The 14,402-nt window shown below is 68.8% G+C and carries 8 protein-coding genes and 3 pseudogenes; 5 read left to right on the top strand and 6 right to left on the bottom strand.

All coding sequences use genetic code 11. From position 1 onward, the window contains the following. The first annotated feature begins 4 nt into the window (after nt 1–4). Together ACZK2V_RS23045 and ACZK2V_RS23040 are read left to right on the top strand one after the other, a co-directional pair. The gene (locus tag ACZK2V_RS23045; RefSeq protein WP_107432532.1) at nt 5–403 is read left to right on the top strand and encodes a hypothetical protein; all 399 of its coding nucleotides are present in this window, start codon (nt 5–7) and stop codon (nt 401–403) included. Nucleotides 404–540: 137 nt separating this feature from the next. After that, nucleotides 541–1,086, top strand: a complete 546-nt coding sequence (locus tag ACZK2V_RS23040) for a glutathione peroxidase (protein WP_010487473.1) — start codon at nt 541–543, stop codon at nt 1,084–1,086. Nucleotides 1,087–1,170: 84 nt separating this feature from the next. Here ACZK2V_RS23040 and ACZK2V_RS23035 read toward each other — a convergent pair whose 3' ends face one another. From ACZK2V_RS23035 to ACZK2V_RS23010, 6 genes are read right to left on the bottom strand one after another with little or no spacing between them, the layout of a single operon-like run. Beyond that, nucleotides 1,171–2,184 carry an MlaA family lipoprotein gene (locus tag ACZK2V_RS23035; RefSeq protein WP_423174621.1) on the bottom strand — a complete coding sequence of 338 codons (1,014 nt, stop codon included), beginning with the start codon at nt 2,182–2,184 and terminating at the stop codon, nt 1,171–1,173. A 1-nt stretch (nt 2,185) separates the two neighbouring features. After that, nucleotides 2,186–2,497 (bottom strand): STAS domain-containing protein, encoded by a 312-nt coding sequence (locus ACZK2V_RS23030; protein ID WP_032128488.1) that lies wholly within the window; start codon nt 2,495–2,497, stop codon nt 2,186–2,188. Further along, nucleotides 2,487–3,149: an MlaC/ttg2D family ABC transporter substrate-binding protein gene (locus ACZK2V_RS23025; RefSeq protein ID WP_010487479.1), complete on the bottom strand. Its 663-nt coding sequence runs from the start codon at nt 3,147–3,149 to the stop codon at nt 2,487–2,489. Before ACZK2V_RS23025 ends, ACZK2V_RS23030 begins: the two co-directional genes overlap by 11 nt. Beyond that, nucleotides 3,146–3,670 carry an outer membrane lipid asymmetry maintenance protein MlaD gene (gene mlaD, locus ACZK2V_RS23020; RefSeq protein ID WP_010487482.1) on the bottom strand — a complete coding sequence of 175 codons (525 nt, stop codon included), beginning with the start codon at nt 3,668–3,670 and terminating at the stop codon, nt 3,146–3,148. Before mlaD ends, ACZK2V_RS23025 begins: the two co-directional genes overlap by 4 nt. Before the next feature lie 59 nt (nt 3,671–3,729). Then, a complete protein-coding gene (locus ACZK2V_RS23015) occupies nt 3,730–4,479 on the bottom strand; it encodes an MlaE family lipid ABC transporter permease subunit (RefSeq protein WP_005414955.1) in 750 nt (249 codons plus the stop codon). Next, complete coding sequence (locus ACZK2V_RS23010; protein WP_049462908.1) at nt 4,479–5,267, bottom strand: ABC transporter ATP-binding protein; 789 nt, start codon at nt 5,265–5,267, stop codon at nt 4,479–4,481. Before ACZK2V_RS23010 ends, ACZK2V_RS23015 begins: the two co-directional genes overlap by 1 nt. Nucleotides 5,268–5,456: 189 nt before the next feature. On the opposite strand from ACZK2V_RS23010, the pseudogene recC reads away from it, so the two are divergent. The 3 pseudogenes from recC (at nt 5,457) to recD (ending at nt 14,349) form a co-directional block, all read left to right on the top strand. Further along, nucleotides 5,457–8,800: pseudogene (gene recC / locus ACZK2V_RS23005) on the top strand (exodeoxyribonuclease V subunit gamma). Next, nucleotides 8,797–12,473, top strand: a pseudogene (gene recB / locus ACZK2V_RS23000) (exodeoxyribonuclease V subunit beta). The pseudogenes recC and recB overlap by 4 nt, the downstream one beginning before the upstream one ends. Beyond that, nucleotides 12,470–14,349 (top strand): annotated as a pseudogene (recD, locus tag ACZK2V_RS22995) (exodeoxyribonuclease V subunit alpha). Before recB ends, recD begins: the two co-directional pseudogenes overlap by 4 nt. The last annotated feature ends 53 nt before the right edge of the window (nt 14,350–14,402 follow it).

Here is a 14,402-nt window from a genome sequence, read left to right as displayed (position 1 = left end):
CGTCATGCGCCTGCGCCGCTTCACCAGCCTTGTCCTGACCGCGCTGCTTGCCGCCTGCAGCAGCGCACCACCGGCTGCCGATACGACCGCGGCACCTGCCGTAGCCACCAGCCCTGAAGCGGCCGAGGCGTATCGCGAAGCGCGCGACGTCGACTGCCAGGCCGCCGGTGGCAGCCTGCAGCGGCTCGGCCGGCTGCAGCGCGAGCAGTGCGTGATTCCCTATGCCGATGCCGGCAAGGCCTGCAGCCGCAAAAGCGACTGCACGGGCCAGTGCCTGGCCGGTCCCGAGGTGGCCGCTGGCAGCGCCGCTACCGGTACCTGCCAGCGCGATGTGCGCCAGAACTTCGGCTGCCGCCAGCGCATTGATGACGGCAAGGCGCAGGGCACGATCTGCGTGGACTGATCGTAGTGCCGGCCGCTGGCCGGCAACCGCATGAACCCTTGCGAACGGTCGCACGATTGCCGGCCAGCGGCCGGCACTACCGCCATCGCGCGGCGCTATGCTGGTGGGCCATTCCCCGCTGTTGCCGGAGCCCCCGCGTGAGCACCCCGATCCAGGACATTTCCCTCACCACCATCGACGGCCAGCCGTCCTCGCTTGCCGACTACCAGGGCAAGGTACTGCTGCTGGTCAACGTCGCCTCCAAGTGCGGCCTGACACCGCAGTACGAAGGCCTGCAGGCGCTGTATGCGGAAAAGCACGCGCAGGGTCTGGAAGTACTGGGCTTCCCCGCCAACAACTTCCTCGGCCAGGAGCCGGGCAGCGAGGCGGAGATCCAGCAGTTCTGCCAGCTCACCTACGACGTCAGCTTCCCGATGTTCTCCAAGATCAGCGTGGCCGGTGACGATACCCATCCGCTGTACCAGCAGCTGACCGCCGCCCAGCCGCAGTCGATCGGCGAAGGCCCGCTGCGTGAGCGCCTGGCCAGCAAGGAGATCCCGATCCACGCAGCACCGGCGGTGCTGTGGAACTTCGAGAAGTTCCTGGTTGGCCGCGACGGCAAGGTCATCGCGCGTTTCGCCCCGGACGTGGCTGCCGATGACGCGCGCCTGCGCGAGGCCATCGAGGCAGCGCTGGCAGCCTGAGGAAAGCGTGCCAACCAAGGTTGGCACCTACCGGAAAAGAAAAACCCCGCCGAGGCGGGGTTTTTCATGCGCTGCAGACCGGACTCAGTGCGTCCACTGCGGCATCGGCATCGCATCGACCGGGATCGGCGAATTGGCATCGTCGTGGCCACGGTCGCGCTTGCTGCGCAGATCGTTCTCGATCTGGTAGTTGCGGCGCTGCATCCACGCATCGCGTACCAGCGAGTACTCGTCCACGGCGGTGTCACGCAGGTCGTCGATCGCCAGCAGCTGCGCGCGGGTATCGACCAGCTGCATGCCCTGCAGGCCGATGCGGATCTTGTCCTCTTCGATGCGGCGGATCGGCGACAGCGGAATGTCACCGGCCAGGCCGAACACATCGCGCACGGTGCGAGGGCCGAAGAACGGCAGTTCCACGTAACGCGAACGACGCCAGCCCCAGGCACCCAGGGTCTGGCCGAAGTCCTCATTGCGACGCGGCACCATCGCCTTGCTGGCCGGATCGAACAGGCCGCCGATACCCAGCGTGCTGTTCATCAGGAAGCGGCCGAGGCTGTCCCACGCATCGGCACCGCGGCCCTGCAGCAGCTGGTTGGTGATGGTCACCGGTGCGCGCAGGTTGCTGAAGAAGTTGCTGACGCCGGTGCGGGCGAAGCGCGGCACCACGTGGGTGTAAGCCGTGGCCAGCGGGCGGGCGATGCCACGGTCAACCGCGTTGTTGAACGTGTGCACCTTGCGGTTGAACGGTTCCCACGGATCGTAGGCTGCCGCGCTGCCAGTGTTGCCGGCACCGCCGTAGAGGGCATCGAAGTCGTCGTCACCGCCGGGTGCGGTCGCCGCCGCGGCCCTGGCCGCATCGGTGTCGGCGCTGCGGGCCGGCGCGGATGGCGGCGTGGCCGGCGCAGGTGCGGCAACCACGGCTGTTGCCGGTGCGGCATCGACCGTAGCGGTATCGGCGGTGGCGGCAGAGACCTCGGCGATGGTGCTGGCCGGGACCACGGTGCTGGCTGCGGGCGCATCGCTGCGTGCGGGCTTGCCGGCGCAGGCGGTCAGGGCGGTGGCCAGGACGATCAGGGGGAAAGTGCGTACGACGTTCATGTCAGCTCGCAGCAGAAGTAGCGTTGAAATCCAGGTCGGGCGACAGCCGGTAGGCTGCGCTCAGCTCGTTGTAGCCGGCCGGCGCGCCGGAGACTGCCAGCGGGTGACCGCTCTTGCGCGCACGTGCGGCCAGCTCGGCCAGCAGCGCCAGGCCGGCGCTGTCCACGCGTTCGACCTCACCCAGCTCCAGCCGTGACAGCTTTGCCGGCAGGGCCTGCAGCTGCGGCCACAGTGCGATCACCGCGGCACGGTCGAGCACCCCGCGCAGGCGCAGGGTGTCGCCTTCCAGCAGCGCCAGTGCGTTACTTGCCATTGCCCGCGGGCCCGGCCTGCATGCTGCCGCTGTGCAGTTCGTTGGCCACCTGCTTGATGCCCTTCTGGCGCAGCGGGGTGTCGAACTGGTTGCGGAAGGTCTGCACGTAGGAAATGCCTTCGATGTTGACGTCGAAGATCTTCCACTGGCCGTTCACGTTGCGCATCCAGTATTCGACCGGGGTCGGTTCGTTGCCGGCGCGCACCAGTTCGGTGCTCACGCGCACGCCACGATTGCCCGGCAGCGGGCTTTCACCCTTCAGGCGGAAGCTCGGCTTGCCCTGGATGTTGAGCAGGGTGGAGCCGTAGCGCTGCATCAGGCTGTCGGCCATGGCATCGGCGAACAGCTTGATGTCGGCGTCGGAGGCGCCGCGGGCGTGCGGGCCCAGCACCAGGCGCGCGGCGTAGTCGCGGTCGAAGGTGCGGGTCAGCTCGCTGTCGATGTAGCTGCGCAGGCTGGCCGGGTTGCTGGTGAACTCGCTCTTGCGCTGCTGCAGCGTGGACAGGATGCGGCTGCTGGCATCGATCACCACCTTGCCGGCCTGGCTCTGCGTTGCGGCAGCGGCCGGCGCAGCGGCCTGGGCCTGGGCCAGGAACGGGGTGGCCGCCAGCAGCGCCGAGGCGAGCAGGGCCGGGATCAGTTTCATCTTCATGGTTGCGGTTCCGTTGCAGGCGCCTGCGCGCCATCGTTGGGCTTCTGAGCAGCGCCGCCACCGGCACCGCCACTGAACATGTACTTGCCGACCAGCTGGATCAGGTCCACCGCCGGCTGGGTGAAGACGATCTCGTCACCGGCCTTCAGCACGTCCGGATCACCGCCCGGCTGCAGACCGATATAGCTCTCGCCGAGCAAACCGCTGGTGAAGATGCCGGCCGAAGTGTCCGCCGGCAGGTCCTTGACCTTGCTGTCCATGCGCAGGGTGACGATCGATTCGAACTTCACCGGGTCCAGGTCGATCGAAGCGACCTGGCCGACAGTGACGCCGCCGATCTTCACTGGCGCCTGCTTGCGCAGCTGGCCGACCTGGGAGAAGCGTGCCTTCAGGTCGTAGCCTTCGCTGCCCCAGCTCCAGCGCTGGTTGGTCGAGGCCACGGCCAGCACCATCAGCGAGGCCAGGGCCAGCAGCAGGAAGGCGCCGACGGAAAATTCGAGTCTGGGACCGCGGATGGCCATGTGGATTACCTGATCGAGTCGTTGTGGCCGCGCGCGCCTGCGCACCGCCGGTGGAGGGGTTAGGTGAACAACATTGCCGACAGCACGAAGTTGAACATCAGCACCAGCAGTGAAGCGTTGACCACCGCACGGGTGGTCGCCACCGAAGTGCCTTCAATGGTCGGCTCGGCGTGGAAACCCACATAGGCGGCAACCAGCGCGGCAGTGCCGCCGAAGATCGCCGACTTCAGCATTGCCACGCCGAAGTCGTCCCAGAAGTCCACGCTGTTGCGCAGCGCCGACCAGAACACGCCGTTGTCCAGGCCCAGCACGTGCACCGCTTCGAAGTAGCTGGCACTGATTGCAAGCGAACAGAAGATGCCGGTCAGCAGCGGCACGGTCAGCACCGCCGCCCAGAAGCGCGGCGCCACCGCCTTGGCCACCGGGTCGATCGCCATCAGCTCCAGCGCCTTGATCTGGTCGGTGGCACGCATCAGGCCCAGTTCGGCGGCGATCGAGCTGCCAGCGCGGCCAATGAACAGCAGCGCGGTCAGCACCGGTGCCAGTTCGCGGTACAGCGACAGGCCGAGCAGGGTCGACAGTGCGTCGGCCGCACCGAAAGTGGTCAGCGTGCGGTAGCCCTGCAGGGTCAGCACCAGGCCGACGAAGGCACCGCCGACGGCGATGATCGGCAGCGAGCGCGCACCGATCTTGTAGATCTCGCGGGTCAACTCGGCCAGGAAATCACGGGTCGGCAGCGAACCGCGCAGCACGGTCAGCGAGAACAGGCCGGCACGACCCAGCGAGCGGGTGGCTTGAACGAACGGCATCAGGCGACCCTCGCGCGCGGCGCGGCATCGAACGGGATGGGGCCATCGGGCTGGCCGTGCAGGAACTGCCGCAGCAGCGGGTCCTGGCTGGACTGCAGTGCCTCGGGCGTGCCCTGGAACACGATGCCGCCATTGGCGATCGCGATCACCTGGTCGCAGATCGGCAGGGTCTCGTGCACGTGGTGGCTGACGATGATGCTGGTCAGGCCCAGACTGTGGTTGAGGCGCTGGATCAGGCTCATGATCACCCCCGAGGCGATCGGGTCCAGCCCGGTCAGCGGCTCGTCGTAGATCATCAGCGGCGGGTCCAGCGCCAGCGCACGGGCCAGCGCCACGCGGCGCGCCATGCCGCCGGACAGCTCACGCGGCCAGGCATCGGCGGCGGCCAGCAGGCCCACCGAATGCAGCTTCATCTGCACCAGCCGGCGCAGCACGGCGGTCGGCAGGCGGGTGTGCGTACGCAGCGGCAGCGCCACGTTTTCCGCCACGGTCAGGTCGGTCAGCAGGCCGTTGCCCTGCAGCAGCACGCCCACGCTCTTGCGCATTTCCAGCAGCGCGCCGCTGTCATGCGGAATCGGCTTGCCGAACAGGGTGACCTCGCCGGCGACCGGGCGCAGTTCGCCGGTCAGCGCCGCCAGCAGGGTCGACTTGCCGCTGCCGGACGGACCCAGAACGGCGGTGATGCTGCCCTTGGGTACCTGCAGCGACACGTCGCGCAGGATCGTGCGTCCGCTCCGGTCGATGCGGACGTTGGATAACTGCACCAGACTGGAGGTGGAAGCCGACATGGGCACCATTAACGTTTTTTAGACATCGAAGGATCGGGCCCGTCGGCTGAACATAAGCAGACTGGACGGTGCAGTATTGTTGCACGACAAGCCTCGGCGGAGGCCGGGACAATCGGCCGGCGTCCCGGAACAATCCGTACCGCTGGCGGCCCAACCATTGAATACTGCCTGCTGTCCTGCACACTGTGCATGATGAGTGACCCAGGCAGCGATTTCCGCCTCTACCATTCCAACTCCCTGGACGTGCTGGCCGCGCTGCTGGCGCGCAATGTGCGGGCGCCCGTTCCTGGCCAGCCGCTGCTGGCACCGGAAGTGGTGCTGATCCCGCAGGTAGCGATGCGGCGTTGGCTGCAAGCGACACTGGCCGCCGAGTTCGGTGTGGCTGCGAACCTCGAATTCCTCACCCCGGGTGAGTTCGTGGCGCGCGCGCTGAAGGCCAACGTCAGCGGCGAGCAGGACGACCTGGACGCGGCCGGCCTGCATTGGAAGCTGTACCAGGCCCTGCGCGACCCGGCGTTGCTGGCGCAGCCACCGATGCGCGCGCTGCAGTCCTATCTTGCCGGCGATGACGCATTGAAGCCGTGGGCGCTGGCTGGCGAGCTGGCCTCGGTGTTCGAGAAGTACCAGGCGTGGCGCCGCGACTGGCTGCTGCGCTGGGCGGCCGGTGCCGATCCGTCCGATCCGCAGGCGATCCTGTGGCGCGCCATCACCCACGGCCACGACTACCGCGCGCCGCATCCAGGAGTACCTGGACCGCTTCGAAGGGGCCGGCCAACCCTTGCCGAAGGGCTTGCCACCGCGCATGTCTGCGTTCGCGACGCTCAACATCTCGCCCGATGTGCTGCGGGTGATGGCCACCCAGGCACGTGTTGGCGAGCTGCACTTCTATATGCCCACCCCGGTGCAGTCGTACTGGGGCGATCTGCAGACCCTGGCCGAGCGCCTGCGCAGCGGCGCGCCCGATCCCTTCGGCGAAGCAGCCGGCGAGAACCGCCTGCTGGAAGCCTGGGGCGCGGCCGGGCGCGACTTCATGGCGGTGCTGGGCAGCTACGAGGTGGTGCACCCGGCCGGCGAGATTGCGGCCTATTCCGATCCGGAGGACGACACCCGGCCGACCCTGGACGAAGGCGGCCTGTCCGACAGCCTGCTGCATCGCCTGCAGCGTGACCTGTTCCACCGCCGCGCACTGCCCTCGGGTGAGCTGCGTGACGGGCTTCGCAGCGACGACCCCAGCCTGCAGGTGCACGCCTGCCACACCCGCCTGCGCGAGTTGCAGGTGCTGCACGACCAGCTGCGCAGCCTGCTGCAGGACCCGCGCTTCGACCCGCCGCTGCAGGCGCGCGAGATCGCGGTGCTGGCGCCGGACATCGATCCCTACGTGCCGTACCTGGAAGCGGTGTTCGGCGGCCGTGGTGGCGAGGAGGAGCACATCCCCTATGCGCTGGCCGACAGCAGCCCGCTGGCCGGTGAACCGCTGGCTGATGTGTTCGTGCACCTGCTGGGCCTGCCGGTCTCGCGCTTTGGCCTGAATGAAGTGCTGGACCTGCTGGCCAGCGCGCCGCTGGCCGAAGCGGCCGGGCTGGAAGCGGTGGACTTCGACCGCCTGCATGGCTGGCTGCAGCAGGCCGGTGCACGCTGGGGCCTGGATGCGAAGCACCGCCACCAGCACCAGGCGCCGGCCGACGACGCCTACACCTGGCAGTTCGCGCTGGATCGCCTGGTGCTCGGCCATGCCACCGGCAGCGAGGCCGACCTGGCGGGTGTCGCACCGTGGATCGAACTGGAAGGCGGCGCGCTGGACGCGCTGGACCGGCTGCTGCGCCTGTTGCGCGTGCTGGCGGTCTACCAGCGTCGCCTCGGTGAGCTGCTGACCCCGGCGCAATGGCGACAGCGCCTGCTGTCGTTGCTGGATGCACTGCTGCCCACCGCGCCCAGCTCGCCCAACAGCCAGCGCGCTGGAGCGCCTGCGCAAGCTGCTCAACCAGTTCGCCGAGGATGCTGCCAAGGCCGGCTTCGCGGAAGGCGTGCCGCCGGAGGTGGTACGTGCGCACTTCGCCGGTGCGCTGGGCGAGGCCGATACGCGCGCACCGCTGCTGACCGGTGGCATCAGTTTCGGCCGCATGGTGCCGATGCGACTGCTGCCATTCCGGGTGATCTGCGTGCTGGGCCTCAATGATGGCGATTTCCCGCGCCGTGACCCGGCGGCCGGTCTCAACCAGCTCACCGCCGAACTGGACACGCCGCGCCGCCGACCGGGCGACCGCTCCACCCGCGAAGACGACCGTTTCCTGTTCCTGCAGCTGTTCGCCGCCGCGCAGGAGGTGTTCTACCTCAGCTACCTCGGTGCCGATCCGCGCGATGGCAGCGTGCGCGAGCCGTCGGTGCTGGTCAGTGAACTGATCGATGCCGCCGCCGCGTATCACCTCGATCCGCCTGCGGCGGTCCGCGACTTCACCGTGCGCCATGCCTTGCAGCCGTTCTCGCCCGCCGCGTTCGGTGACGGCGACCCCCGCCGCTTCAGCTATCGCCGCCAGTGGCATCCGGCGGCCGGTCGCCTCACTGGCCAGCGCGGTGGACTGCAGCCGTGGTTCGACGCACCGCTGCCACCGCCGCTCGACGATGCGGTGGAGGACGACGTCGCACTCGATACCCTGCGCCGTTTCCTGTGCGACCCGGCCGGACAGTTCCTCGCACAGTCGCTGGGCCTGCGCCTGGCCGACGATGTCGAGGAGGTCGATGACCTGGAACCGCTGGTGCTGTCATCGCGCGGCCCGGAAAAGCGCAGCGTGCAGGCGGCGGTGGTGCGTGCCACGCTCAGCGGCGATACCGAGCCGTTGTACCCGCGGCTGCGCGCGCGCGGCCTGCTGCCGTCCGGCCCATTGGGCGAGCGCCAGTTCGAGGGGGAGCAGTTGAAGACGCGCCCGTATGCCAGTGCGTTGCTGGGCTGGATGCAAGGCGAACCGCTGGAAAGCCGTCGCTACGAAGTGGACATCGACGGCGTGCGCCTGCATGGCCGCGTGGCCGATCGGCATCCCGAGGGCCTGGTGCGCCTGCGCGCCGGTACCCTCAATGGCAATGCAGTGATCCGCCAGGGCCTGGACTGGCTGCTGGCCAACGCCGCCGGCGATGCGCTGCCGCTGGTGCAGTTCCACGATGGCGGTGACGCCGGTCCCGGCCCGCATGTGCTGCCGGCACTGAGCGCTCCCGCTGCACGCGCCGCACTGCGTGCACTGCTGCAGCTGCGCCAGCGTGGCCTGCGCGAGCCGCTGCGCTTTGCCCCGTACACCGGCTGGGTGCTGTACAACGCGCCGGCAGAAAAACAACGCAGCGAAGGCTGGAAGCAGTGGCATGGCAGCGACCGCAGCTGGGGCGAATCCAGCAGCGACGCCTGGCAGCTGCTGTTGCGCGGTGCCGACCCGTTTGCCACCGACGCCAGCTATGCCGACCTGCTGCGCAACAGCCAGCTGGTCTTCAGCGCGGTGCGCGAAGGCCGCGCTCTCGGCGCCGAAGCACGCCAGGAGGGCGACGCATGAACACCGCCATCGCCGAAGACGGCCTCGAATCCCTCAGCCGCGATCCCTATCTGGCGCTGTCGCTGGAGGGCATCCGGCTGATCGAAGCCAGCGCAGGCACCGGCAAGACCTTCACCCTGGCCACGCTGTTCACCCGCCTGGTGGTGGAGCAGGGCCTGCGTATCGGCCAGATCCTGGCAGTGACCTTCACCGATGCCGCCACCCAGGAACTGCGCAAGCGCATCCGCGAGCGCCTGGCGCTGGCCGCGCGCCTGGTCGATCTGGAACCGGCCGAGGGTGAAGCGCCAGACCTGCGGTTGACCCGCGAGGTACTGCAGCGCCATCTACAGGGCGGAACCGAGAGCGCGGTCGCACTGAAACGCCGCCTGCAGGTGGCTGCCGACGAGATCGATCTGGCGTCCATCTTCACCATCCATGGCTTCTGCACCCGCGTGCTGCGCGAGCATGCACTGGAAAGCGGCCATACCTTTGATCCGCCGGAACTGCTGGCCAGCGATCGTGAACTGTTGGAGGAGCTGGCCGCTGATCTGTGGCGCGTGCATGCCAATGACCCGGCCACATTGGAGCCGCTGACCTGGCTGTGGTCCAACCCGGACGCGCTGGCCGCCGATCTGCGCGCTGCTGGGCACGCCGCCCCTGCACCCGTTGCCACAGCCGGTGACGCTGGCTGATCCACACCCGGCCTTGCAGGCCACCGCCGCCGAACTGCAGCAGGCGCTTCGCGAGCATGGCGAGCAGTTCTTCATCGACCTCTGCGATGCCGTCGACAACAAGTGGATCAACGGCGTGTCCTACAAGCTGGGCTGGCTGCACCCGCTGGGCCGACAGCTGCTGGCCTGGGCTGAGCGCGGCGACCCGCGCGAGATGCTGGCCAGCGAGCGCCTGCCGGCACTGCTGCCGGAGGTGCTGGCCGACAAGACCAACAAGAAATTCCCCGATCGCACGCCATCGTCGCCATTGCAGGCGCCGTTGGCGCGCTATGTCGCGCTGCTGGCCGAACGCGATGCCTGGTTGCGTGGTACCGCGTTGAACTTCCTGCACGCGCTTCGCGCCGAAGCCATGCAACGCCTGCAGGCGCTGAAGCGCACGCGCCGGGTACAGACCTACGACGACCTGATCGATGGCGTGGCGTTGGCACTGGAAGGCCCGCAACGGTTGACGCTGGTGAAACAACTGCGTGCGCAGTACCGCATCGCGCTGGTCGATGAGTTCCAGGACACCGACGATCGCCAGTGGGGCATCTTCCACACCGTGTTCGGCGATTCGCCGGAGGTGCGTGAACTCGGCCTGCCACCGGCGCTGTTCCTGATCGGCGACCCCAAGCAGGCGATCTACGGCTTCCGCGGCGGTGATATCCACACCTACCTGAAGGCCAAGCAGGTGGCACAGCAGGCGCCGGTGCTGGACCAGAACTTCCGCTCGCGACCGGCTGTGCTGCGTGCGTTGCAGGCGCTGTACGACAACGGTGGCGAAGACGCCTTCCTCGAACGCGACATCCAGTTCGAGCCGGTGCGCCCCGGTGGCGTGCGCATCGACGAGGACTACCAGCGTGATGGCCATGCCGCCACGGCACTCACCCTGCGCGTGCTGCGCAGTGGCGGTGACAAGGCGATGAGTGCGGACGCCTCGCGTGATGCCGCGACCCAGGCCTGCGTGGCTGCGATTCACCAGATCCTGGTCGAGGCGCGTGCGGGCAATGCCGTGTTGCGTGGGCGCCCGGTTCAACCCGGTGATATCGCGGTGCTGGTGCGCTCGCATCGCGAGGCCACGCTGGTGCAGCGCGCTGGCGGCGGTCGGCATTCCCGCGGTGGCAGCCGGCAAGCAGAGCCTGTTCGCCACCGCTGAAGCGCGCGATCTTCGTGCGCTGCTGCTGGCGCTGCTGCAACCGGCTGACGAAGGCCGCCTGCGTGCAGCGTTGGCCACTGTCCTGCTCGGTCAACGCGCCAGCGCGATCGCGGCGATGGAGCGCGAGGGCGACCTGCAACGCGAGTTCCAGGCACAGCTGCTGCACTGGCGCGAGCGCTGGCAGCGCGGCGGACCGTTCGCGGTGATCGCCGATGTCTGTGCCGCACAGGGCGAACGCCTGCTGGCGCTGATCGACGGCGAGCGCCGCCTGACCAATTACCTGCAGCTGGGCGAACTGCTGCAGGAAGCCTCGGCGCAGGCGCTGGGCATGCACGGCCTGCTGGATTGGCTGCAGGGGCAGATGGCCAGCGCCGATCAGGATGACGAGCAACAGCTGCTGCGCCTGGAATCGGATGCGCGCCGGGTACAGATCATCACCCTGCACAAGAGCAAGGGCTTGGAGTACCCGCTGGTGTTCCTGCCGTTCGTCGGCATCGACGGCGGCGCGCCGAACACGTCGTCGCACTGCACGGTGCATGTGGATGGCCAGCGCCAGCTGCACTGGAAGCTGGACAAGGACGAAGCCTGGGAAGCGGCCAGCAACCAACGTGAGCGCGAGCAGCGCGCCGAGGATGCGCGCCTGCTGTATGTGGGACTGACCCGTGCCGAGCATGCGCTGTGGATCGCCGTGGGTGATCTGGCCGGGCTCGGCAAGACGCGGCTGGCGCCGCTGCTGGGTGACCTGCAGGCGCTGCGCGCGCACGCCGATGTGCACATCGATGACAGTGAGGCAGCGGCCGCGCTGCCGCAGCTGGCGGCCGAAGTGGAAGGCGACCTTCCGGCGGTGCGTGCCCTGACCCGGCGCGTCCCGCACGACTGGTGGGTGTACAGCTTCACCCAGCTGGCCCACGCCGATGCCGGCGCGGGCAGTGATATCGAAGCCGCCGCCACCGAGCTGCCGGCGCCCGCTGCCGACGAACCCGCTGGCCCGGAACTGCCACTGGAACCGGCGTTGCCGGAACCCGCCGCGGCGGCCGAAGACAGCACACCGATCGACCCGCGCTTCATGGGCAGTCGCTTCGGCAACGTGCTGCACGAAGCGATGGAGAACGTCGACTTCGCCGCATGGGGTGATTGGCAGCCAGGTCTGCAAGCCCCTGAGGGACAGGCCGAGGTACTGCGCAAGGCACTGCACGACGAAGGATATGCTGACGTCGATCTGGATGATGGCGTGTCCGTACTGGTGCCGCTGGTCGGCCACACGCTCACCGTGCCGCTGCCCGAAGGCGGTGCGCTGCACAGCCTGGGTGAAGGCGAGCGCCGCGCGGAAATCGACTTCCATTTCGCCATCGAGCCGACCACGGTGCCGGCGCTGCTGCAGGTGCTGCATGCGCACGGTGTTTCCAGCACGCGACGCGGCTTCGGCCAGCGCCGCCGGTTGGAAGGGCTGATGACCGGCATGATCGACCTGACCTATGTGCGCGATGGGCGCTGGTACGTGCTCGACTACAAGTCCAACCGCCTGCCTGGTTACAGCCCGGACCTGCTGGCCATTGCCATGCGCCACAGCGAGTACGACCTGCAGGCGCTGATCTACACCGTGGCCCTGCATCGCTGGCTGCGTTTCCGCCTGGGTGCGGCCTACGACTACGAGCGCGACATGGGCGGCATCCGCTATCTGTTCTGCCGTGGCCTGGATGCCGCCGGCAACGGTGTGCATGTGGACCGCTTCCCGTTGGCGCTGGTGGATGCCCTGGATGCGTTGTTCGCCGGTGGCGAACAGGCCCAGGCCGAACTGGCTGCGCGTGCCCGTGGAGCCAGTGCATGAGCCTGCTGCAGGAGCTGTATCGCAACGGCCAGCTGCGCACTCTCGATCACGCACTGGCGACCAGCCTGCAACGCTTGCGGGAGGACACCCCTGACAGCGTGGCAGTGGCGGCCGCACTCGCCTCGCTGGCGGTGTCGCAGGGCCACGCCGGTTTCGATCCGGCGCAACCGCAGCGACTGCTGGAAGGCGTGCCGGAGTGGCCTGCCGCGCAGGACTGGCTGGCGCAGCTGCGCGCATCGCCGTGGGTGGCGACGCCGGAGCAGGCCGATGCCATCGCCGAGGATGCACCGCTGGTGCTGGAAAACGGGCTGCTCTACCTGCGCCGCTATCGTGAGTACGAGCGCCAGCTGGCGGCCGGGCTGCAGCGGATCGGCCGGCATCCGCTGCCGGCACCGGACATGGCCGCGCTGGCACCGTTGTTCGCGCAGCTGTTCCCGCAGGCACTGGGCGGCGAAGATCATCAGGCACGCGCCGCCGGCGTGACCCTGCGCCATCCGCTGGCGTTGGTCACCGGCGGCCCCGGCACCGGCAAGACCACCACCATCGCGCGCCTGTTGCTGCTGCTGGCCGCGCAGGCCCGGCACGTCGGCCAGCCGCTGCCCGAGGTGGCGCTGGCCGCTCCCACCGGGCGTGCCGCCGAGCGCATGGCCGAGAGCCTTCGCGTCGCCGTGCAACGGCTGCAGGAACAAGGACTGGACCCGGCGCTGTGCGCGGCACTGCCCAGCACCGGCACCACCCTGCATCGCCTGCTCGGCGTGATTCCCGATTCACCGCGCTTCCGCCACCACGCCGACAATCCGCTGCCGGTGGATGTGGTCGTGGTCGACGAAGCCTCGATGATCGATCTGCCGATGATGGCCAAGCTGGTCGACGCAATCGCCAGCGGCACCCGGCTGATCCTGCTCGGCGATCCCGATCAGTTGCCCTCGGTCGAGGCCGGTGATGTGCTCAGCGCGATCCTGCGTGCCAGCGGCGACGGCATCGGCACCCGTGCCGACGACGCGCAGGCGCTGCACGGCCTGCTGGCGCCGGCCACCTTGCAGCCACAGGCCGCACCACGCGCCTTCGCCGGGCGCCGCGTGCAGCTGCAGCGCGGCTACCGGCAGAGCAATGCGCTGGACCTGGCACCGCTGGCCCATGCCGTGCGCGAGGGCGACAGCAGCACCGCGCTGCAGCTGCTGCGCAGTGGTGAACTGGCCGGCGTGCATTTCCACGAAGGCGAAGCCGATCCGCTGCGCGGCCAGCGCGAGCACCTGCTGGGCCACTGGCGCCGCTGGCCGACGCCGCCGATCCGGTACTTGCCCTGCAGCAGGCCGGGCGCCTGCGCGTGCTGACCGCACTGCGCGAAGGCCCGCAGGGCGCGCGCGGGCTCAACAGCCGCATCGAACAGCTGCTGGCCGGCAACACCCCCGGCTACTTCCAGGGTCGCCTGCTGCTGGTCACCGAGAACAGCTACCGGCATCGTCTGTTCAACGGCGATATCGGCATCTGCCTGCGCGATGGTAGCGGCGCGATGGTGGCCTGGTTCCCCGGAGATACCGTTGATCAGCCGCGCGCCTTCCACCCGGCCGCACTGCCCGCGCACGAAAGCGCCTTCGCGATGACCGTGCACAAGGCACAGGGCCTGGAGTTCGATGAAGTGTGGTTGCAGCTGCCGCGCCAGGACAGCCGCGTGCTGTCGCGCGAACTGGTCTACACCGGCCTGACCCGCGCCCGCCAGGTGCTGCATGTGGCGGGCAGCGCCGACGTGCTGCAGGCCGCATTGAAGCGCCATGCCAGCCGGTTGGGTGGTCTGGCCTGGCGGCTGGGTGCGGAGGCAGTGGCCGAAGCACCGGCGCACATCGAACAGCCCACCGTGCAGGGCACATTGTTCTGAAACGGGCGCGATGCGCCCCTGTAGAGTCGAGCCATGCTCGACTGCGCTGCAAT

This window comes from Stenotrophomonas sp. 93052_Sma (assembly GCF_056481145.1).
The sequence above is the reverse complement of the archived record's forward strand: the minus strand, read 5'-3'. Positions and strand labels throughout refer to the sequence as shown.